Below are 21028 nucleotides of genomic sequence, written 5' to 3'. Positions count from 1 at the left end.
AGCTCTACGAAAGTATGAAGACCCATGAGTGAAGTACAGACACACCCACGTGAAGCGAGGTACCGCATCGCCGTGGACACCGGTGGCACGTTCACCGATGTCGTCGTCGATTCCAACAACGGTGACATGGCCGTCGGCAAGGCCCTGACCACCTATGACCGCGTCTTCACCGGCTTTGAAGCTTCCGTACGCCGGGCCGCCGAATCGGTTGGCTGGAGCGGGGATGACGTCCTGCGCAACGCGGACGTCATCGTCTACGGCACTACGCACGCCACCAACGCAGTACTGACCGGCAAGGTGGCCAAGACCGCCCTGCTGACCTCCGACGGCTTCGCCGACACACTGCTGCTCCGCGAGGGAGGCCGCCGGGACGCCTTCGACTCCAAAGCTGCCTACCCGCCGCCCTACATTCCCCGCCACCTGACCTTTGAGATCACCGAACGCATTTCCGCCGAAGGCGATGTCCTGGTGCCGTTGGATGAAGAGCAAGTGCGTGAGGTTCTGGGTTCCTTCAAGGAACAGGGAATCGAAGCGGTGGCCGTTTCCTTTCTCTGGTCGATCATCAACGACGCCCACGAGAAGCGCGTCGCGGAACTCATCCAGGAGATCCTGCCGGGTGTTCCGTACACGCTGTCCAACGAGGCCAACCCAACTATCCGCGAATACCGCCGCTCCTCGGCAGCCTCGATCGACGCCTCCCTGAAGCCGTTGATGGCTGACCATCTGGGCAAGCTGCGCACTGACCTCCAGAAGTACGGTTTCGCCGGTGACCTGCTGGTGGTCACCTCCGAAGGTGCCGTCCTCGACGTCGTCGATGTACTGGACCGACCGGTACTGCTGCTGAACTCGGGTCCATCGATGGCGCCGCTGGTTGGAGCGGCAGCCGCGCCGGACAGGGACACCGTCGTGGTCTGCGATATGGGCGGCACCACTTTCGACGTGTCCCTCGTCGAAGAGGGCGTTGTCCGCCACACCCGGGAAGCCTGGCTGGGTGAGCCCTTCGTTGGACACCTCACCGGTCTTTCCTCCGTGGCTGTCTCCAGCATCGGCGCCGGTGGCGGCAGCATCGCATGGATCGACGGCGGCGGCCTGCTCCGTGTGGGTCCGCAAAGTGCCCGCAGCACCCCCGGTCCCGCTGCCTACGGACGCGGAGGCGAAGAACCCACCGTCACGGACGCCTGTGTGGCGCTCGGCTACCTTGACGCCGACGGCTTCGAAGGCGGATTTACCCTGGATCGCGAGGCCGCTGTCCGCGCCATCGATACTCGCATCGCCGGCCCTCTGAACATGGATACCTTGCAGGCTGCACAGGCCATCTTGGACGTCTCTGCCAACCACATGGCCACTGCCATCCGTCAGGCTTCACTGGAACAGGGCGTTGATCCCCGAGGTGCGCTGATTGTTGCCGGCGGTGGCGCAGGTGCCATGGTCGCAGCCGCAATCGGTGTCCTGCTGGAGACCGACACCGTCCTGATCCCCGCGACGGCTGGCGTGCTGGCCGCTTACGGCGCCCACCGCGCTCCGATCGCCACCGAATTCCTCTCACCGCTGCACAACGACACCCGCAGCTTCAACTCCGGTTCCGCCACCCGTGCGGTGGAGGATTTGACGGCCAAGGCAGAGCTCTTTGGGAAGCGGTTCGATGGTGTAGGCGATGCCCCGAACGTCACCTACTTTGTCGACGCCCGGTACCCGGGCCAGGCGTGGGACCTGCGAGTCTACCTGGATGCCGCCCCCGATACCGCCGGCGACGCCGCAGGAATCATTGAGCGGGCCTTCCACGAGGAGCACGACCGCCGCAACGGCACCCACGATCCGGACAGCCGGGTCGAAATCATCACCTGGGGTGTCCGCGTGGAAATCCCGCGGCCCGAGCACACTAAGGATGAGATCGGGGCGGCCCGCACCAGCGAGGTCCACCGCACCGATGACATCGTTTTCAGCGGCGAGAGCTTCAGCACCCAGCGCTACCGCGGTGTCACCCTGGCCCCGCGGGACAAGATCCTGGGGCCCGCGGTCATCGACCAGCCCACCACCACCATCGTCGTTCCACCGGAATGGGATGCCACGCTCGACGAACGATCCAACATCTACCTCACCCGTAAGGAGGCGTAACCGTGACGCGCGAATTCGACCCAGTAAAGCTCTCGGTGCTTGCCAATGCATTCGACGGCATTGTCCGCGAGATGACCAGCGGCCTGCTGCGCTCGGCACGTTCCTCCGTCATCAACACGGCCCGCGATTTCTCCTGCGCCGTGCTGACGGCGGACAACCAGCTGCTCGCAGCAGCGGAAGGTGTCCCGGTTCACGTCTTCGGCGCCGGTCCGCTGGGCGAGGACATGGTCGAGCTGCATAATGACATCCGTGAAGGCGATGCCTTCCTGCACAACGACCCCTACATGGGCAACTCCCACGCCGCCGACCATGTCATCCTGGTGCCCATCTTCATCCAAGGACGCCACCTCTTCACCGCCGTGACCAAGGCTCACCAAGCCGACTGCGGCAACTCGCTGCCCACTACGTTCTTCGCCACCGCCCGGGACGTCTATGAGGAAGGCGCCCTGATCTTCCCCTGCGTGAGGATCCAGCGCGATTACACGGACATCGACGACATCATCCGCATGTGCCGCTCCCGCATCCGCGTTCCTGACCAGTGGTACGGCGACTACCTCGCATCCGTGGGCGCATCGCGCATCGCCGAGCGCCGCCTCCACGAGCTCGCCGAGAAGTTCGGCGTCGACGACCTGGTGGACTTCGTGGATGCCTGGTTCGACTACTCCGAGCGCCTGACCGCCAGCGCCATCGAGACCCTGCCCGAGTATGTCCTGCATGGCACCACCGCGCACGACCCTTTCCCGGGCACCGGCCCGGAAGGCGTCCCCCTGCAGGCCACCATCGAGGTCAAGCCCAAGCAGGGAAAGATCACCATTGACCTTCGCGACAACCCGGACAACCTCCCCAACGGCCTGAACCTCACCAAGGCAACGGCAACGGGTGCAGCACTGGCAGGCATCCTCTCCGGTATCCCGGAAAACCTGCCGAGCAACGCCGGAACCTTCCGGAGGGTGGAGGTGCTGCTGCGTGACGGCTGCGCCGTCGGCGTCCCGAAGCACCCCCACTCCTGCTCGTCCGGAACCACCAACCTCGCCGACCGCGTGGTCAACATCGTCCAGGCCGCCTTCTCCCAAATCGACGATGGGTACGGCACCGCCGAGGGGGCTGCCGGGCAGGCCCCCGCCAAGTCGGTCATTTCCGGAATCGACGAGCGAAACGGCAACGCCTATGTGAACCAGATCCTGGTGGGCGGCGTCGGTGGCCCTGCAACCCCTTACGTTGACGGCTGGCCGACGTACCAGCGTCCCGTCTGCGGCGCCCTTCTCTACCACGACAGCGTGGAGGTGGATGAGCAGCGTTATCCGATCCTGATCCACGAACGCACTTTGGTAGCCGACTCCGGCGGTGCCGGCCGGCAGCGCGGCGGACTCGCAACCCGCGTCACCATGGAACCCCGGGGGGAAAGCGTCACCCTCACATACGGCATCGAGGGTAAGCTCAACCCGCCCAAGGGCGTCCGCGGCGGACACGACGGGGCCGTTCCGTCGACCTGGGTGGAAGACCTCAAGACTGGTGAACGCCGTGAAATTCCCGTGGTGGGCCGCTACGACCTGCAGTCCGGCGAAAAGGTCGTATCCATCACCCCGGGTGGTGGCGGATATGGCGACCCGCTGGAACGCGACGTGCTGGCCGTGCTCGATGATTACCGCGAGTCACGGGTGACCCTCGAAGCGGCGGCCGCCAAGTACGGCGTCGTCATCACCGACGGCGCCATCGACGAAGCGGCCACGGCCAAGACCCGCGAAGAGCGCCGGGCCGGCTAGAGGCACCAGCCATAGCAACTGTTTCCGGGGCGGGGTATGTTTCCTCGCCCCGGGATCTTTCACCAACTAATAACGGAGATTCACATGGAACCCATTCGAGTCGGCATCATCGGCGTCGGAAACGTTCTCAACCAGTACTTGGACAAAATCGGCGTCCACCCGGATGTCGATGTCGTAGCGCTCGCCGACGTGAACGCGGAGGCCGTGAAAGCACGGGCAGCAGAATATTCGGTTCCCAAGGCCCTCTCGCCGGAGGAGCTGCTTGCCGACGACGAGGTGGAGCTGGTCCTCAACCTCACCCCGCCCAAGCTCCACGCCCCGGTGACTCTCCAGGCCATCGCAGCCGGCAAGCATGTCCTCTCTGAAAAGCCGTTTGCCACTTCCCTTGAGGAAGCCCGGAAAATCCTGGATGCCGCCCGTGATGCAGGGGTCAAGGTGGGCTCGGCTCCCACCACCTTCCTCGGTTCGGGCATGCAGACCAGCCGGAAGCTCATTGACGACGGGTGGATCGGCGAACCGGTGGCGGCTTTCGCGTCCTTCGCATGCCGCGGCTACGAGCACTGGCACCCGAACGTTGACCCCTTCTACAGCCCGGGTGCCGGGCCGATGCTCGACATCGGGCCTTACCTCATCACCAACCTCGTGAACTTCTTCGGCCCGGTCAAGCGCGTTTCCGCAACGGCGCCGCGTTCATCGGAGACCCGTCCCCGTCCTGGCAAAGAGGGCGACGTCATTCAGATCCAGACGCCAACGCACGTCACCGGCACCCTGGACTTCGAGTCCGGCGCTGCCGCCACCGTGATCGTCAGCTGGGACGTCTGGAACCACAACCTGCCGCATCTTGAGATCTACGGCACGGGAGGTTCTCTGGCAGCGCCAAACCCGGACCACTTCTCCGGGGCGCCGGTGCTGCGACGCGGTGAGCCGGGCGACCTCGCGCTGGACATGACCCCTCCCGGTGGCGGTGATTGGCGGGAGACACCAATTACCCACCGCGACGACGCCTACCGGGGCATCGGCCTGGCCGAGTTCGGCTACGCCATCCGCAACGGGGTGGAGCCGCGCACCGGTGGTGACTTCGCCTATCACGTGCTGGAAGTCCTCCTGGCTTTCGAGGCATCCTCGGAGCAAGGCCGGCACGTCCGGATCGAAAGCACCTGCGAGCGGCCCCGGCCGCTTCCCTCGGTCGGCCCGCAGGAGCCTTACCGGTTCGACTAGGGCAGGACCAAACAGCAAAACAGCAGCCGACGGCGGTACTTACGTGCCGCCGTCGGCTGCTGTTTTTCTTGTTCCCGGGCGGGTGGGGGATGCGTATCAAACTGGGACACAACTTTCCTTCCCCACGGTGACAACCTGATGTTCGGGCGAATCGGTTTGCAAATGCCGACGCACCTACGAATTTAGGAGAACGCATGACTAGCACAGCCGCTGCTGATATCGGCACCGACGTCGATATCAAGGCCGTCCGCCGCCGCACTGTGGCACAGGCAATCGTTGAATACCTTCAGGTCCAGTACAGCGAACTGGACGGCGAGAGGAGGCGCCTGGTTGCCGGCATGTACGGCATTTTCGGGCATGGCAACTCCGTCGGCCTGGCGCAGGGCATCGACGAGTACGGTGTGGACTTCCCGCACTACCAGGGCAAGAACGAACAGTCGATGGTCCACGCGGCCATCGGCTTCGCGAAGGCTTCAAACCGTGCTGCCACCCTGGCCTGCACGGCCTCCGCCGGTCCCGGATCCACCAACATGGTCTCCGGTGCCGCGACGGCCACCACGAACCGTCTTCCGGTGCTGCTGTTCCCCGCGGACATCATCAACAACCGTTTCGGTGACCCCGTGCTGCAGCAGATCGAACATCCGGTTGAGCGCGATGTGTCCGCCAACGACTGCTTCCGTCCGGTCAGCCGCTATTTCGACAGGATCACCCACCCTGCACAGCTGCTGTCCACCCTTCCGGAGGCCATGCGCGTCCTCACGGATCCAGTGGAAACCGGTGCCGTGGTGGTCTGTCTGCCGCAGGATATCCAAGGCGCAGAGTTCGATTTCCCGGAGTCCTTCTTCACCCCGCGCGTCTGGCATATCCGCCGTCGTCCGGCCGTGGAGGACGAGATCAGCGATGCAGCCGAGATCATCCGTCATGCCAAGCGTCCCCTGTTGATCGCAGGTGGCGGCGTCCGCTATTCCAAGGCTCAGGAAGAGCTGGCACGCTTCAGCGCCGAGTTAGGCATCCCGGTGTCCGAGACCTACGCGGGCAAGGGAAGCGGCCCCATCAGTGAACTCAACCTGGGTGCCTTGGGTGTGACCGGCACCGTGGGCGCCAACGAGATCGCCGATGGTGCGGATGTTGTGATTACCGTAGGTTCCCGCCTCCAGGACTTCATCACCGCCTCACACTCGCTGTTCCAGAACCCGAACGTGAAGTTCGTGAACCTCAACGTCGGTTCGTTTGATGCGCACAAGATGGGGTCGTTGCCCGTGATCGGTGATGCCAAGCTGAACCTGGCCGCCGTGCGGGAACGCCTCGCGGAAGTTGGATACTCGACGTCCGAGGACTTCCGCAGCGACATCGCGGACGCCCGGAAAGCCACACTCGAGGTGCGCAAACACGACCTCCAGGCGTTTCCCGGCGAGAACATGAGCCAGGCGCAGGTCATCGACGTACTGAACCGGACAACCACCAGCGAGGACGCACTGATCCTGGGCTCCGGCGGCGTGGTTGAAGGCATCCACAAGGCCTGGGACGCGTCCAACGGCACCGAAATCCATTTCGAGTACGCCAACTCCTGCATGGGCCACGAAATCCCGGCCGGCCTGGGTTACCGCCTGGCACGCGCGGAGGCCCCGGGCGAGGTGTACGTCCTGATCGGTGACGGCACATACTTCATGCAGCCCACCGAGCTGGTCACCGCAGTCCAGGAACGCAAGAAGATCATCACCATCGTGATCGACAACCGCGGGCACCAGTGCATCTGGCCGCTTCAGGTGGCAAAGGGGGGACCGGGGAGCGAATTCGGTACGCAGTACCGGGCGCGCAGCAAGGAGTCCGGCCGCCTTGACGGACCGATCCTCGACATCGACATCGCCGCCAACGCTGCCAGCATGGGTTGCGCCGCCTGGTCCACCACCACCATTGAGGAATTTGAGGCAGCGCTCACCGAGGCCAGGGAAGCGGACGGGCCCGCTGTGATCGTCGCCCGTGTGGAACCGTGGCGCTACCTGAGCGGCAACGGCGCGTTCTGGGATGTTGGAGTCCCCATGACCTCCGAGCGGCCCGGCAACCAGGAAGGTACTGCCAAGCACCTGCAGGGTCGCGCCCGCCAGCGCTTCTATGCAGCCACCACCGCACCTGAAACGCGCTGACGCGCACCGGGCGGGACCGCGGCGCCCTGCAGCGGTCCCGCCCGGCTTTTTACGGGTAAACCCCGTCCTTTCGAATTAACCGACAAAGGAGCATCCTCATGAGCGCATTTGCCGTTATTGACCCGGCCACGGGAACCACGCACGCGGAATACCCCGCTGCCACCGACACAGACGTGGAAGCAGGACTCAGCGCAGCCCAGAAGACCTATCAGGAATGGTCACGCACCACCACCGTGGCCGAACGTGCAGCACTGGCCCAGCGCCTGGCTGACTTGTTTGTTGAACGCAAGGACAAGCTTGCCGCCGTCATCAACCGGGAGATGGGCAAACCGCTTCAGCAGGCAGCAGGGGAAGCAGAGTTTTCCGGTTCCATTGCGGCAGCTTTTGCAGAGCACGCAGAGGAATGGCTCGCGGACGAGGAGCTGGAGGTTGCTGATGGCCTGAGGAGCTTCTTCCGGTACCAGGGCCTTGGCGTAATCCTGGGCATCATGCCGTGGAACTACCCGTACTACCAGGTGGCCCGTTTCGCGATCCCCAATATCATCCTGGGCAACACCGTCATTGTCCGCCATGCCAGCCAGTGCCCTGAATCGGCGCTCGCTCTGGAGGAGCTATTCCGCGATGCCGGCTTCCCCGAGGGGGCCTACGTCAACCTGTTCGCCACCCACCAGCAGATCTCGGACATCATCGCCGATGACCGCGTCCAAGGCGTCTCGCTCACTGGATCGGAGCAGGTAGGCGCCATTGTGGCTGAGCAGGCCGGACGGGCATTGAAGAAGTGCGTCCTTGAGCTTGGCGGGGCTGACGTGTTCCTGGTGCTCGACACGGATGATGTGGACCTCGCGGTGAGGAAGGCCGTCATGGGCCGTATGGGAAACACCGGCCAGTCCTGCAACGGTTCCAAGAGGATCGTGGTGATGGACAAGTACTTCGACGAATTCTCGGAGAAGTTCAAGGCTGCGATTGCCGGCCAGTCCTACGAGAACGGTGATTTCGGCCCGCTCTCGTCGGATTCGGCCACCAGGTTCCTGACCGCACAAGTGCAGGTTGCCCTGGAGCAGGGCGCCGAAATCCTGGTGGGCAACAACCAGCCCGAGGGAAATGTCTACACCCCGACGGTGATCACCAACATCACCCCGTCCATGGACGTGTACAGCGAGGAACTCTTCGGACCTGTCGCACAGTTGTACAAGGTCAGCAGTGACGAGGAAGCGATCAAGCTTACCAACTCCTCGCCCTACGGCCTGGGATCGGTGGTGATCTGCGACGACCTTGACCGTGCCGAGCGAGTCGGCAACCAGCTCGACGTCGGGATGGTGTTCGTCGGTGCCTACGACCTCAGCGGTGCGGACGTTCCGTTCGGTGGCGTCAAGAAATCGGGTTACGGACGGGAGCTTGGCAAGGTCGGCATGCTGGAGTTCGCCAACAAGAAGCTGTTCCGCTTCGCGAGGTAGCGCAAACCCGCGCTGCGGGCCGAGGGTGGGGATGGGCCTGCGGCACCATTCACCCGCATGCCGTGCGGGCGACTGGTGCCGGGCATCATCCACCAGAATGACGAAGGATGGTGAGACTAGTGGCGCATGTTCCAGCAGCCGGCTCTGGCGATGACCAGGCCAATGATTGCTTAGAAGATGGCGCCTCGCTGCGTCATGCCCCCGGACCCTACTTCGGAGCATACGGCGGACGCTGGATGCCCGAGTCACTGATCGCCGCCCTCGACGAGCTTGACGACACGTTCCAAAAGGCGAAAGCCGATCCGGGCTTCGCCGCACAAATTGCAGACCTGAACAAGAACTATTCCGGCCGGCCTTCGCCCCTGACCGAGGCCAGGAACTTTGGAGAGCACGCCGGCGGGGTCCGTATTTTCCTGAAGCGGGAGGACCTGAATCACACCGGCTCGCACAAGATCAACAATGTGCTGGGCCAAGCACTCCTTGCCAAGCGCATGGGCAAGACACGTGTTATCGCCGAGACGGGCGCAGGCCAGCACGGTGTGGCCAGTGCAACGGCGGCAGCCCTACTCGGCCTCGACTGCGTCGTCTATATGGGCGCCGAGGACTGCCGCCGTCAGGCGCTGAACGTGGCAAGGATGGAGCTCCTGGGTGCCACCGTCATCCCAGTCGCCACGGGTTCCCAGACTCTTAAAGATGCCATTAACGAAGCCCTCCGGGACTGGGTGGCGAACGTTGATAACACCCACTACATGCTGGGCACGGCAGCGGGCGCCCACCCGTTCCCGGCGATGGTCCGGTATTTCCACCAGGTCATCGGCGATGAGGCACGTAGCCAGGTGTTGGAACGGACCGGCCGGCTGCCGGACGCGGTTTGTGCCTGCATTGGCGGTGGGTCCAACGCCATCGGCATCTTCCACGCCTTCCTGGACGACCCTGCCGTGGGGATCCACGGCTTTGAGGCCGGCGGGGCCGGCATCGAGACGGGCCGGCACGCGGCCCCAATCACACTCGGACTGCCGGGCGTGCTGCACGGGGCCCGGTCTTACCTTATGCAGGATGACGACGGCCAAACTATCGAATCGCATTCCATTTCTGCGGGACTGGATTACCCCAGCGTCGGGCCGGAGCACTCCTACCTCGCCGACATTGGGCGCGCCAAGTACGAGCCGATTACGGATGCGGAAGCTATGGAAGCGTTCGGTCTTCTGTGCCGCACCGAGGGAATCATTCCTGCCGTCGAGTCCGCTCACGCACTCGCCGGTGCCATTAAGGTGGGTCAACGGCTGGCGGCTGAGAGCGGCGCCGCCGTCGAAGCGGGCGACAAAGTTGTGATCGTGAACTTGTCCGGCAGGGGAGACAAGGATGTGGCCACCGCCGCGGAGTGGTTCAACCTTCTGAACAAGGACTTCGTTGAGGCAGCCACAAACATAGAAAATGGGAGGCCGGATCGTCACGACCCGGCCTCCCGTTCCTTGTTCAGGAGTGCTCAGCAGCCTGGGAACCCAGGTGTTCAGGCCTGGTAGGTCGTGTGGCCCGTAACTTCCGGAATCTCAATCCAGCCGCCGGAGCCAGCGCTGCGCAGCGATGCATCCACCAGTTCGGATGCGGACCAGCCGTCGGCCGCGGACGGTCCGAGCTGTCTGCCTTCGGCCACCGACCGCAGGAACAGTGCCGCCTCGATGGTCTTGAGGTCGTTGAAGCCGATACCAGGGCCCGGACCAGGCTGGAAGCGTCCAAACTCCCCGAATGTAGGGGGAGTCATGATGGTGCGGTAGCCGCTGCGGTCCGTGGCGAGCTCCAGCTGGTTCATCCGTTCGAAGTTCCAGCGCAGGGACCCTTCCGTCCCGTACACCTCGATGATGTATTCGGCGTGTGGGCCGATCGCGACGCGCGTGGATTCGAACATGCCGATCGCGCCGCCCTCGAAGCGGGCGAGCATGGCGGTGTAGTCCTCGTTCTCCACCCTGCGGGTGACGTCGGAGGCCTGGCCCATGTCGAAGGAATTGGAGGAGTTGCCTGCGGGCAGCGGGCGGTCCTTGATGAAGGTTTCGGTGACGGCATTCAGTGACGTGATGCGCCCAACCAGGAATTGGGCAAGGTCGAACCCATGGCTGAGGACGTCGCCCAGCACGCCGGATCCTGCGCGGGCCTGCTCGTAGCGCCAGGTGAAAACCTGGGTGGGATCCGAGGCGTATCCGGTGAGGAGGCGGATTTGTACGTTTGTGATGCGGCCCAGCGAGCCTGATCGGATGAGACGCCGGGCTTCAGCCACAGCGGGAGCATGCCGATAGTTGAACCCCACGGACGTGATGAGTCCGGCGCTCTCGGCTCCCTGGGCTATCTCGCGGGACTCCTGCGCGCTGCGGCCCATCGGCTTCTCGATCCAGAAATGCTTGCCAGCTTCGATGGTTGCCAAGGCTATCTCATGGTGCAGGAAGTTGGGAGAGCAGATGGATACAACATCCACGTCCGGGTTTTCGAGGACCTTGCGGTAGTCCGTGGCCGTCTCCTTATAACCGAGCGCGTCCTCGGCGTGCTGACGGCCGGCGTCGTCTGGATCTGCGGCGATCACAAGCTCGGGGTGGCGCGGCAGTTCCGGAAAGAACTGCCTGGTAGCGAGGTAGGCGCGGGAATGCAGGCGGCCCATCCACCCCACCGATACAAGGCCAACCCCAATGCGGTTTTTCTGTTCCAAGAGGACTCCTTAGTCTTGCCGCCCTCAGGCGGAGCGTGCCGACAGTGGCGGCACCTGCGATCAGCCTAAGAACGCGGAGGGTGTGCACTGTGTCTCAATGTGAGACATCCGGCGGCAGCCTTGCGCTGATGGAGTGGTACGTAACATCAGCCCACGCCAGCAAAGGAGCCCGTCGACAATGATGGACCGCAACCGTAAGACCCGAACGGAACCCCTCCGGGTACTCATCACGGGCGCCACGTCCGGCGTCGGGGAAGCGACGGCCAAGCTTTTCGCCCAGCGTGGTGCCCGGGTGGCGCTGCTGGGCCGACGGCCGGCGGAACTCCGGCGCGTTGTGGAAGAGATCGACGGCGCTGCGCACGCGGTGGTAACCGACGTCGCCGACGCCGAATCAGTCAGGAACGGGGTCTGCGGGGCGATCCATTCCCTCGGTGGCCTCGACGTGGCCGTGAACGCTGCCGGGGTTGCCAGCTACGTTCCCCTCCAGGACTTGGATCAGCACCGCTGGCATGAGGTGCTGGACACCAACCTCTCCGGCACGTTCTACGTCGCGCGGGAAGCCGGCCTCCACATGCGGAAGTCCGGGGGAGGGGCCATCGTAAATGTCGCTTCGGACCTCGCTGCCATGGGAGTTCCCGGATTGGCCCACTATTGCGCGGCCAAGGCCGGCGTGGTGGGACTCACCAGGGCGCTGGCTCTGGAACTGGCGCCCGATGTCCGCGTCAACGCCGTCTGCCCAGGCCCAATTGACACGCCCATGCTGCGGGCTGGGTTAGATGCGGAACCGGACCCGGTCCTGGCTCTGCAGCAGAAAGAAAGCACTGTGCCGCTAAGCCGCCTCGCGGACCCGGAAGAAGTTGCCGCTGCCATCTACTTCCTTGCGGTCGAGGGCACGTTCGCGACCGGAACAAGCATGGCCTTCGACGGCGGCACTTCCGCCGCATAGCTGCCTCGCCAACACCTCACAAAACTCAGACAAGCCAAGGAGCTTTGAAAGATATGCCAGAGTCGAAGTACAACGACCTTCGCAGCGCGCGCTGGTTCGCGCCGCACGACCTCACAGGGTTCGTGCACCGCACGGCCATTCAGGCCGAAGGCTTCTCACGCTTTGCCATTAAGGACAGGCCCGTTGTCGGGATTGCGAATTCATGGTCCGAGTTGGTCAACTGCAATATCCACTTCAAGCTGCTTGCTGAGGCGGTGAAGCGTGGTGTCCTTATGGCCGGCGGCCTGCCGCTTGAGTTCCCCACCATCTCTTTGGGCGAGAGCCTCATGAAGCCCTCCGCAATGCAGTTCCGCAACCTGATGGCTATGGACGTAGAGGAATCCATTCGCGCCTACCCGCTGGACGCAATAGTGCTGCTGGGAGGCTGTGACAAGACTGTTCCCGCACAGCTGATGGGCGCAGCCAGTGCCGATGTCCCGACCATCATGTTGACCGGTGGGCCGCAGGAGCCTGCGCACTTCCGGGGGAAGCAGCTCGGGGTTGGCACGGACACGTGGAAGTACGCGGACGAACTGCGGGCAGGCAAAATCACAGAGGCAGACTTTGACGAACTTGAGTCGGCCGCGAAGCCTTCTGCCGGACACTGCAGCGAGATGGGCACAGCGTCCACCATGACGTCCCTTGTTGAGGCACTCGGCATGTGCCTGCCCGGCACCGCGTCCATCCCTGCAGTCGACGCGCGTCGCGGCGCAGCAGCCGAAGTGACCGGCCGCAGGGCAGTGGAAATGGCGTTGTCGCAGGGTCCAAAACCCAGCGAGGTGCTGACGAAGGAAGCCTTCGACAACGCCATCACACTGCTCATGGCCGTGGGCGGTTCAACCAATGCCGTTGTGCATCTCCTTGCGCTCGCCCGGAGGGTGGGTTACGAACTGCAGCTGGACCGATTCCACGAGATCTCGCAGCGGACACCGCGCATAGTTAACGTCCGCCCCTCCGGGGAATACCTTGTACAGCAATTGTTCCAGGCAGGCGGTATTCCCACGGTGCTTAAAGCCCTGGCGCCGCTGCTCAACAAGGACGCGATCACCGTCACTGGCGAGTCCCTCGAGAAAGGCTTTAGTTCGGCACCCGAGCCGGACGGCGCCGTCGTAAGTACACTGGAGGCGCCATTCGATGCCTCGGGAGGCATCGCCGTCGTCCGCGGCTCCCTGGCCCCGAACGGCGCGGTGATCAAGCGGAGCGCTGCGTCCAAGGACCTGTTGCAGCACAAAGGCTCGGCGGTGGTTTTCGAGGACATCTACGACCTCGGACGCAGGATCGACGACCCGGACCTGGACATCACAGAGGACTCTGTGCTCGTGCTGCGCAACAGCGGCCCAGTCGGAGCGCCCGGCATGCCCGAATGGGGCATGCTTCCCATCCCGCAGAAGCTGCTGCGCAGGGGAGTGCGCGACATCGTCCGCATTTCCGATGCCCGGATGAGCGGGACCGCGTTCGGCACCACGGTGTTGCATGTCTCGCCGGAGGCTGCCGTAGGCGGACCGCTTGCAATTGTCCGCGACGGAGACCCGATCGTGCTGGACGTGGAGAACCAGCGCCTGGACCTGGACCTCCCCGCTGAGGAGATCGAAGCCCGGCTCGCCGGGCTCAAGCTCCCCGAGCCAAAGTACCGGCGCGGATACGGGCGCCTCTTCATAGACCACGTCAACCAGGCGCACGAGGGCTGTGATTTTGACTTCCTGAAGGGCTTGCCGGATGAGGAGCCGCAAAGGCTGCCCTATGGCCTGATGAGCGGTTGGCAGGGCGGCTGGTAAACAGCCGCAACCACGAACAAAGGATTGAGGGCAGTTCCTGCGGGAGCGGCCCGGAAGGAGACGGCGTGTCACGACCAAAAGTGATGGTGATTGTCCAGGAGGGCCGCCCGGTTCCTCCTCTAGAGCGCTTGGATGAGGAGGCCGAGGTCGTCGTCGTTCGCACGGCAGATGAGTTCCGGGCTGCCCAGCCCGGAACTGAAATACTGTTCCTTAACGATTTCCGCACCAAGCTCCTGCGCGAAGTAGGCCCCGGGGAGCTGCTGTGGATTCACACCTCCAGCATCGGCGTCGACAGCCTCATGACCGATGAGATCATCAACAGCGACATCGTGGTCAGCAACTCGCGGGGAGTGTGCGAGCGGCCCATTGCAGAGTGGGTGCTGGGCGTGCTGTTGATGTTCACCAAGGACCTGCGGCGCACCATAGAACTTCAGCAGGCGCGAATATGGCAGCACCGCGAAACAGAGCCGCTGCTGTCCCGAAAGGTCCTTGTAGTTGGCCCGGGGCCGGTGGGGCGGGAAACGGTCCTCCTGCTGCGCGCGGCAGGCATGGATGTGACCGTCGTAGGCAGGACTGCCCGGGACGACGCGCAGCTTGGGGCCATCGCGTCTTTCGACGACCTCGACGTACTCCTCGGGGAGGCCCAGGATGTGGTCTTGACGCTTCCGCTGACCGGGGAGACCCGGGGCCTGTTTAACGCGGCCCGGTTCGACAGAATGCGGCAGGGCGCCCGATTGGTCAATGTTGGCCGCGGCGCTGTAGTGGTGGAACAGGATCTCCTCGACGCCATCGACGCAGGACATTTGGGTGCAGCAGCCCTGGATGTTTTTGAACATGAACCATTGGCAGCGGAAAACCCGCTGTGGAGCCGCAACAACATCCTGGTGTCCCCCCATGCCTCCGGCGACCTGATCGGATGGCGTGGCCGGGTGGTGGACTGCTTTGCACGGAACCTGCTGAACTGGAAGACAGGCCAGCCGCTCAACGACGTCGTTGACCTGAAAAAGCTGGGTCCAGCTGCTCCAAAAATCGTGTCCCAGGCTGGTACAGTGCTCCCACAATCCGCGTCGGTAGTGTGATTCTGCACTACAACTTCAGTGACGAGGATTACATGTCAAGCACAACAAAAGGTACGACGATAACGCCGACCCAAACCCAGGACAGCAAGCTCAGCGGAAACATGGGCGTGGGCGAGCTCGTGATGAACGTGCTCGCCTTCTCCTCCCCGCTGACCACCGTCGCGGGCACCCTGCCCGTGCTGCTCCTTTTCAGCGGCCACACTGCTCCGGGCATCTACCTTCTGGTGACCCTGATGCTGCTGATCTTCTCGGTAGGTTTCGTCAAAATGAGCCGGAGCGTCGAGGCCCCCGGAGGCTTCTACTCCTTCGTTACAGCAGGCCTGGGAAAGCCAGCCGGCCTGGGAGGGGCGCTCCTGGCCCTGGTGGGGTACGTCTTCATCGGGTTCTTCGCACCGTCCCTGTTCGCACTGACGCTGCAAAGCTTTGTGGTGAACACCCTCAACGGTCCGGATGTCCCCTGGTACTGGTACGGGCTCGGCATCATTGCCATCACCACCGTGTTGGCGTACAACCGCATCGACCTTTCCGCGAAAGTGTTGACCGTGGTCATGCTGCTCGAGTCCGCCGTCGTCATCGTCTTCGATGTTGCCGCATTCGCCTCGGGTGACGTCGCACAAGGCGTGGGGTTCTCCATGCCATGGATCACTGACGCCGGCCTGGGCCTTGCGCTGCTGTTCGCCGTTGGCAACTTCTTCGGCTTCGAAGCCACGGTTATTTACCGAGACGAGGTCAAGAACCCCGACCGGACCATCCCCAGGGCCACCTACCTGGCCGTGGTCGGTATCGGCCTGTTCTATGCAGTGGCGGCCTGGGCCTATACGGCGTTCCTGGGTGCCGATAGCGTCCAGGCCGCGGCCGAGGCCAACACAGTGAACCTGTTCAACGACGGCGCCACTGCACTGGTCGGCAAGATCTTTGCAGATATCGGGGTAGTCCTGCTCATCACATCGATCCTGGCCTCGATGCTCTCGATCCAGAACATCGCGGCCCGGTACAGCTTCTCGCTTGGGGCTGATGGAGCGCTTCCTAAGGCCCTGGGCCTGGTGCACCCCCGGCACAAGTCTCCTTACGTGTCCGCACTTGCCGTCGGCGTCCTGTGGGCAGTGGCGACAGTGGTGTTCACCGTGATTGGGATTGCCCCTGAGGCGTTGTACCCGATTGCCAGCGGAAGCGGCACCTTCTCCGTCCTGCTCCTGATGTTCATCACGAGCTTCGCTGTACTGGTGTACTTCCTCCGCCGCCGCAGCTTCGCTCCGGAATCGGTATGGAAGACTATCCTGGCGCCAATCGTTAGCGTGATCTTCCTCGGCTTGATTACCTACCTGGCCATCGCGAATTACCCCGAGCTGATCGGCGGCTCCACAGTCATGACGGTCATTTTCATGACCTTCACTTTCGCGTTGTTCATTGGCGGAATTGTTTATGCATACTTCCTGCGGTCAAAGCGCCCGGATGTTTATGCACGGTTGGGCCGGCAAAAGATCGACTAAAAATCCCCCACTTTAATATCTGGAGATCTGCAATGACGCAACAGATCAGAGTTGGCCTGTTCGGGACCGGCAGGATCGGTCAAGTACACGCCATGAGCCTGGCAACCTTGGAAGAAGCAACGCTGACATGGGTATGCGACCCCTTTATCGAAGGCGCCAAGCGCACGGCCGGCGAGTTCGGTGGGCGTGTCAGTGATGACCCCGAGGAAGTGTTTGCCTCTGGGGAAGTCGATGCCGTCATTGTGGCCTCCCCAACGGCCACCCACGTGGACCTGATGGAAAAATCGATCGACGCCGGCATTCCGGTGTTGTGCGAGAAGCCCATCGACTTGGAGATTTCCCGTGTGGACGCACTCCGGGCCAAGGCAGCCGCCACGGACGTCCCCATTGCCTTGGGCTTCAACAAACGCTTCGACAGGCACTTCGTGGAGCTCAAACGTCGCGTTGCGGCCGATGAAATCGGGGTTCTGGAGCAACTGGTGATCACCAGCCGCGACCCCGGGGAACCGCCGGCGGCCTATCTTCCGCAGTCGGGGGGAATCTTCCGGGACATGACCATCCATGACCTGGACATGGCCCGCTACTTCATTCCAGACATCGTTGAGGTGTCATCCCGGGGTGCGAACGCGTTCAGCGACAACATCCGCCAGGCCGATGACTTCGATTCAACCGTGGTCACCCTGCGGGGTTCCAGGGATGAACTCGTGACTATCCTTAACTCGCGTCATTCCGCCTTTGGCTATGACCAGCGCATCGAAGCCTTCGGTTCAACGGGGTTGCTCCAGGTAGCCAACAAGAACGACAGCCTGGTCCGGCATTGGGGCGCCAGGTCCGTCGAGGGGATCAGCCCCTACCAAAGCTTCTTCCTGGAACGCTATGCGGAGGCCTACCGTCTGGAAGTTGCCGAATTCCTCCGGGCAGTCCGTGGGCTTCCATCAAGAAGCCCTGGATTCGAGGACGGACGCGCTGCGCTGATTCTTGCGGACGCGGCGGAGCAATCCGCTAGGACCGGTAAGGCGATAGCGGTCGATCTCAGCTAGCTGTTCAAAATGCCGCCTGCTCCGGGCTTCTGACGTTTTCGCAACGACGTCAGAAGCCCGGAGCAGGCTTTTTTGCGCAAAAGCTGCTCGTTTTGAATCGTCTCAAAGAGCCTGTTCCAAACTGGCACACATGTCTGTTCCCCCCATCCGTCAAAGTTCAAGTAAGTGAAACAGTGTGGCGAAGGTCACGGGCTGATGGGAACTCCTTGGAGTCAACTCCGAGCCTGCAGAATCAAACAACGTAGTTTGGCTCTCCTTCGTCAACGTTTTTCACCGGTTCATTTGCACGGCCCTATCTAACGAGGATGAGATGACCGACGCACCACCAGCGACCCCTCCCTTGGTCGCCCTCAAAGACATACATAAGACGTTCGGGGCGGTATCCGCATTACGCGGAGTCAGCATCGATGTCATGCCCGGCGAGACCTTCGCGCTCCTTGGAGACAATGCCGCCGGCAAATCCACGCTCATGAAAGTACTGACGGGCGTCTACCAGCCCGATCGGGGCTCCATCGAGCTGGATGGGAAGAAGACCGAATTCCCTACGCCTTCAGCATCCCGCGACCAGGGGGTGGAGATGGTGTACCAGGACTTTGCGCTGGCAGACAACCTGGACGTCCGGACCAACGTGTTCCTGGGACGGGAACCACAGAAGAACATCCTTGGTCCATTCCTGCGGATTATCGACCGCAAGAAGATGGAAGCCGAGACCAACCGAGTGCTTGAACGGCTGGATATTCCCATCAACCCCCGCCTCAAGGTCAAGCGCCTCTCCGGTGGCCAGCGGCAGGCCGTCGCAATTGGCCGCGCATTGGCCTTTGATGCCCGCTTGATCATCATGGACGAGCCCACGGCAAACCTGTCGGTGGCCAAAGTGGACAAGCTTATTGAGGTGACCCAGCGACTCAAGGACCTGGGTATCGCCGTCATCATCATCACCCACCGCCTGGACGAGGCGTTTGCTGTTGCCGACAGGTTCGCCGTTATGCGCCAGGGACAAGTCGTGGGGCGCTTCAACGTAGGAGACGTCAGCGAAGCCGAGGTCGCACACCTGATTTCCCACGGCACCCTGGACAACTATGTCGACAACGGGACCGGCATTCCCGAGGAGCGCCGCAAGATCGGCAGCACCTCTTCCTTGCCCGTTGTGGACGCCATGGCGGCACGTGGAACAACTTTTAACGGGAGCGACGCATGAGCCTCACCATGGAAAGCCTGAAGACGAAGCTGGGCCCCGTGGACCTCGCGGACGGTGCCCTGTCCACCAAGGTCAAGCGCTTCGTCGGGGACTACGGGATCCTGATCTTCTTCGCCCTCATCATCATTTTCCTTGCGGTTGCGGCACCGAACTTCCTGACGCTGAACAACGTCGTCAACGTAGTCCGGCAGTCATCAATCATCGGGCTGATCGCGCTGGGCATGACCTTCGTCATGATCACGGCCGGCATCGATCTGTCCGTAGGGTCCATCGTCGGCCTGGCCGGCATGGTGTTCGCCATCATGGCACCTGCAAGCGGCGGGGCCTTCTGGATACCCCTGTTTGCTGGCCTGGCAGTGGGGCTGCTCGTCGGCTTCCTGAGCGCAGCAATGGTGGTGTGGGGCGCCATCCTGCCTTTCCTGGCGACGTTGGCAACGATGGCGATCGCACGCACGGCCGCCTTGGTTATCACCGACGGGCAGGTGGTATCTGGACTCAGCGGACCCGCGGAATGGCTTGGATCCGGATTTGTCGGTCCGATCCCGGTTCCGGTCATCATCTTCCTGATCGCCGCCGTTATCTGCGAGTTCGTGCTGAGCCGCACCAAGTTCGGCTCCCACGTGTACGCCGTGGGCGGCAATGAGGAATCTGCAAAAAAGGTGGGCATCTCCACCTCCCGTGTGCTGTTCACCGTCTACCTGATCGGTGGCCTGACAGCAGCACTGGGCGGCCTGGTCCTCACGGCCCGTCTTGATGGTGCCGCACCAGTTGCAGGTACCGGCTATGAGCTCCAGGTGATTGCCGCCGTCGTAATTGGCGGCACGAGCCTGTTCGGTGGCGTAGGCACTGTCAGGGGCACGGTGATCGGCGTGCTGCTGCTCGGCGTCGTGATGAACGGCATGAACCTGCTGGGCGTCTCCTCGTACTACCAACAGGGCGTCCAGGGAGTCATCCTGGTCCTCGCCGTGCTCCTGAACCGCTGGAAGTCGGACTAACCACCGCGAGACAAGATGGCCCGCGCCGCGGGCTCTCGCAATTATCAACAAAACAACCTCCCAAGCATCAAACCCATTGAAAGGAACAACCATGGGAATGCGACAGAAGTTCGCTGCTGCCACCGCCATGCTGGCCGCTGGTGCCCTTACCCTGACGGGTTGCGCAGGCAACAGCGCTGCCAGCAGCTCCGGGGACTCAGGTAAGTCCTACAACATAGGCGTTGTAGTGCTCGACCTGCAGGACCCGGATCTGGCACACATGACGGATGCTATGAAAAAGGCTGCCGACGAAAAGGGTGTCAAGCTCAACATCACGGACTCCAAGAAGGACGTCGGCAGCGAACTCAACCAGGTGGAGGACCTGCTCACCCGCCAGGTGGACGCAGTTATCATGCAGCCACTGGACGGGGAAGGCAGCCAGAACGCCGCCAAACGGGTTATTGAGGCTAACGTCCCCCTCTTCATCCTCTCCACTGAATTCGCAGAAGGCGCCGATGTGGCCTACAAGAGCTACATCGGTGTGGACGACACCGTGGCCGGTGAAATGCAGGCGGAGTACCTGAACAAGACCCTGCCCGAAGGCGGCAACATCGTCTTCGCCGCGGGCATCTACGGTGCCTCCTGGACCGATCGGCGCAAGAAGGGCTTCGACAGCAAGATCAACGAGAACTTCAAGGTGGTGGCGGAATTCCAGGCGAAGGGCAGCCGTGACGAGGCCAAGCGAAACATGGAAGACACCCTGCAGCGCCTCGGCAAGGGCAAGATCGACGCGGTGGTGGCCAACAATGACGAAATGGCAATCGGTGCAGCCTCAGCCATCGCCGACGCCGGCCGCACGGCCGAATTCAAGGCGGTAGTCGGCGTCGACGGCACCGAACCCGCACTCCAGAACATCAAGGCGGGCACCATGTCGGCAACGGTCCGCCAGGACTCTGCAGGGCAGGGCGTAAAAGCGGTGGAAGTTGTGACCGAATTCCTCAACGGCGCAAACGTCGACAACCGATACACGCTGCCTTTCACGCTCATCACCAAGGAAAACCTCTCCGAATTCTTGAAGTAGGCAGTTTCCAACGGAGC

At 62.8% G+C, this 21028-nt stretch carries 15 protein-coding genes; 14 read left to right on the top strand and 1 reads right to left on the bottom strand.

What is annotated here, in order from left to right:
* Positions 1-24: 24 nt before the first annotated feature.
* From AC5RUM_RS12245 to trpB, 6 genes are all read left to right on the top strand, one after another.
* The gene (locus tag AC5RUM_RS12245) at positions 25-2115 is read left to right on the top strand and encodes a hydantoinase/oxoprolinase family protein (protein ID WP_494035184.1); all 2091 of its coding nucleotides are present in this window, start codon (positions 25-27) and stop codon (positions 2113-2115) included.
* Positions 2116-2117: 2 nt separating this feature from the next.
* Positions 2118-3878: a hydantoinase B/oxoprolinase family protein gene (locus AC5RUM_RS12240; protein WP_494035183.1), complete on the top strand. Its 1761-nt coding sequence runs from the start codon at positions 2118-2120 to the stop codon at positions 3876-3878.
* An 84-nt stretch (positions 3879-3962) separates the two neighbouring features.
* Positions 3963-5096, top strand: a complete 1134-nt coding sequence (locus AC5RUM_RS12235; protein ID WP_494035182.1) for a Gfo/Idh/MocA family protein — start codon at positions 3963-3965, stop codon at positions 5094-5096.
* Positions 5097-5290: 194 nt separating this feature from the next.
* Positions 5291-7240 (top strand): 3D-(3,5/4)-trihydroxycyclohexane-1,2-dione acylhydrolase (decyclizing), encoded by a 1950-nt coding sequence (gene iolD / locus AC5RUM_RS12230; RefSeq protein WP_494035181.1) that lies wholly within the window; start codon positions 5291-5293, stop codon positions 7238-7240.
* A 98-nt stretch (positions 7241-7338) separates the two neighbouring features.
* Positions 7339-8694, top strand: coding sequence for an aldehyde dehydrogenase family protein (locus tag AC5RUM_RS12225; RefSeq protein WP_494035180.1), 1356 nt, complete (start codon positions 7339-7341; stop codon positions 8692-8694).
* Between the two features lie 107 nt (positions 8695-8801).
* Positions 8802-10217, top strand: coding sequence for a tryptophan synthase subunit beta (gene trpB, locus AC5RUM_RS12220; protein ID WP_494035179.1), 1416 nt, complete (start codon positions 8802-8804; stop codon positions 10215-10217).
* Here the strand turns inward: trpB and AC5RUM_RS12215 are convergent.
* Positions 10205-11389: a Gfo/Idh/MocA family protein gene (locus AC5RUM_RS12215; protein ID WP_494035178.1), complete on the bottom strand. Its 1185-nt coding sequence runs from the start codon at positions 11387-11389 to the stop codon at positions 10205-10207. The genes trpB and AC5RUM_RS12215 overlap by 13 nt on opposite strands.
* 178 nt (positions 11390-11567) lie before the next feature.
* On the opposite strand from AC5RUM_RS12215, the gene AC5RUM_RS12210 reads away from it, so the two are divergent.
* The 8 genes from AC5RUM_RS12210 (at position 11568) to AC5RUM_RS12175 (ending at position 21011) form a co-directional block, all read left to right on the top strand.
* Positions 11568-12335 (top strand): SDR family NAD(P)-dependent oxidoreductase, encoded by a 768-nt coding sequence (locus AC5RUM_RS12210; RefSeq protein ID WP_494035177.1) that lies wholly within the window; start codon positions 11568-11570, stop codon positions 12333-12335.
* A gap of 53 nt (positions 12336-12388) precedes the next feature.
* Positions 12389-14149, top strand: coding sequence for an IlvD/Edd family dehydratase (locus AC5RUM_RS12205; RefSeq protein ID WP_494035176.1), 1761 nt, complete (start codon positions 12389-12391; stop codon positions 14147-14149).
* A gap of 65 nt (positions 14150-14214) precedes the next feature.
* Positions 14215-15228 (top strand): D-2-hydroxyacid dehydrogenase, encoded by a 1014-nt coding sequence (locus AC5RUM_RS12200; RefSeq protein ID WP_494035175.1) that lies wholly within the window; start codon positions 14215-14217, stop codon positions 15226-15228.
* Between the two features lie 32 nt (positions 15229-15260).
* Positions 15261-16718 carry an APC family permease gene (locus AC5RUM_RS12195; RefSeq protein ID WP_494035174.1) on the top strand — a complete coding sequence of 486 codons (1458 nt, stop codon included), beginning with the start codon at positions 15261-15263 and terminating at the stop codon, positions 16716-16718.
* Positions 16719-16750: 32 nt separating this feature from the next.
* Entirely contained in the window at positions 16751-17758 is a 1008-nt protein-coding gene (locus tag AC5RUM_RS12190) for a Gfo/Idh/MocA family oxidoreductase (RefSeq protein WP_494035173.1), read from the top strand.
* A gap of 310 nt (positions 17759-18068) precedes the next feature.
* Positions 18069-18956: an ATP-binding cassette domain-containing protein gene (locus AC5RUM_RS12185; protein WP_494035172.1), complete on the top strand. Its 888-nt coding sequence runs from the start codon at positions 18069-18071 to the stop codon at positions 18954-18956.
* Complete coding sequence (locus AC5RUM_RS12180; RefSeq protein ID WP_494035171.1) at positions 18953-19951, top strand: ABC transporter permease; 999 nt, start codon at positions 18953-18955, stop codon at positions 19949-19951. Before AC5RUM_RS12185 ends, AC5RUM_RS12180 begins: the two co-directional genes overlap by 4 nt.
* Positions 19952-20042: 91 nt before the next feature.
* Entirely contained in the window at positions 20043-21011 is a 969-nt protein-coding gene (locus AC5RUM_RS12175; protein WP_494035170.1) for a sugar ABC transporter substrate-binding protein, read from the top strand.
* The last annotated feature ends 17 nt before the right edge of the window (positions 21012-21028 follow it).

It is taken from the genome of Arthrobacter sp. B2060 (assembly GCF_059090445.1).
Note: the sequence above shows the minus strand (reverse complement) of the source record. Positions and strands in the feature narration are given on the sequence as shown.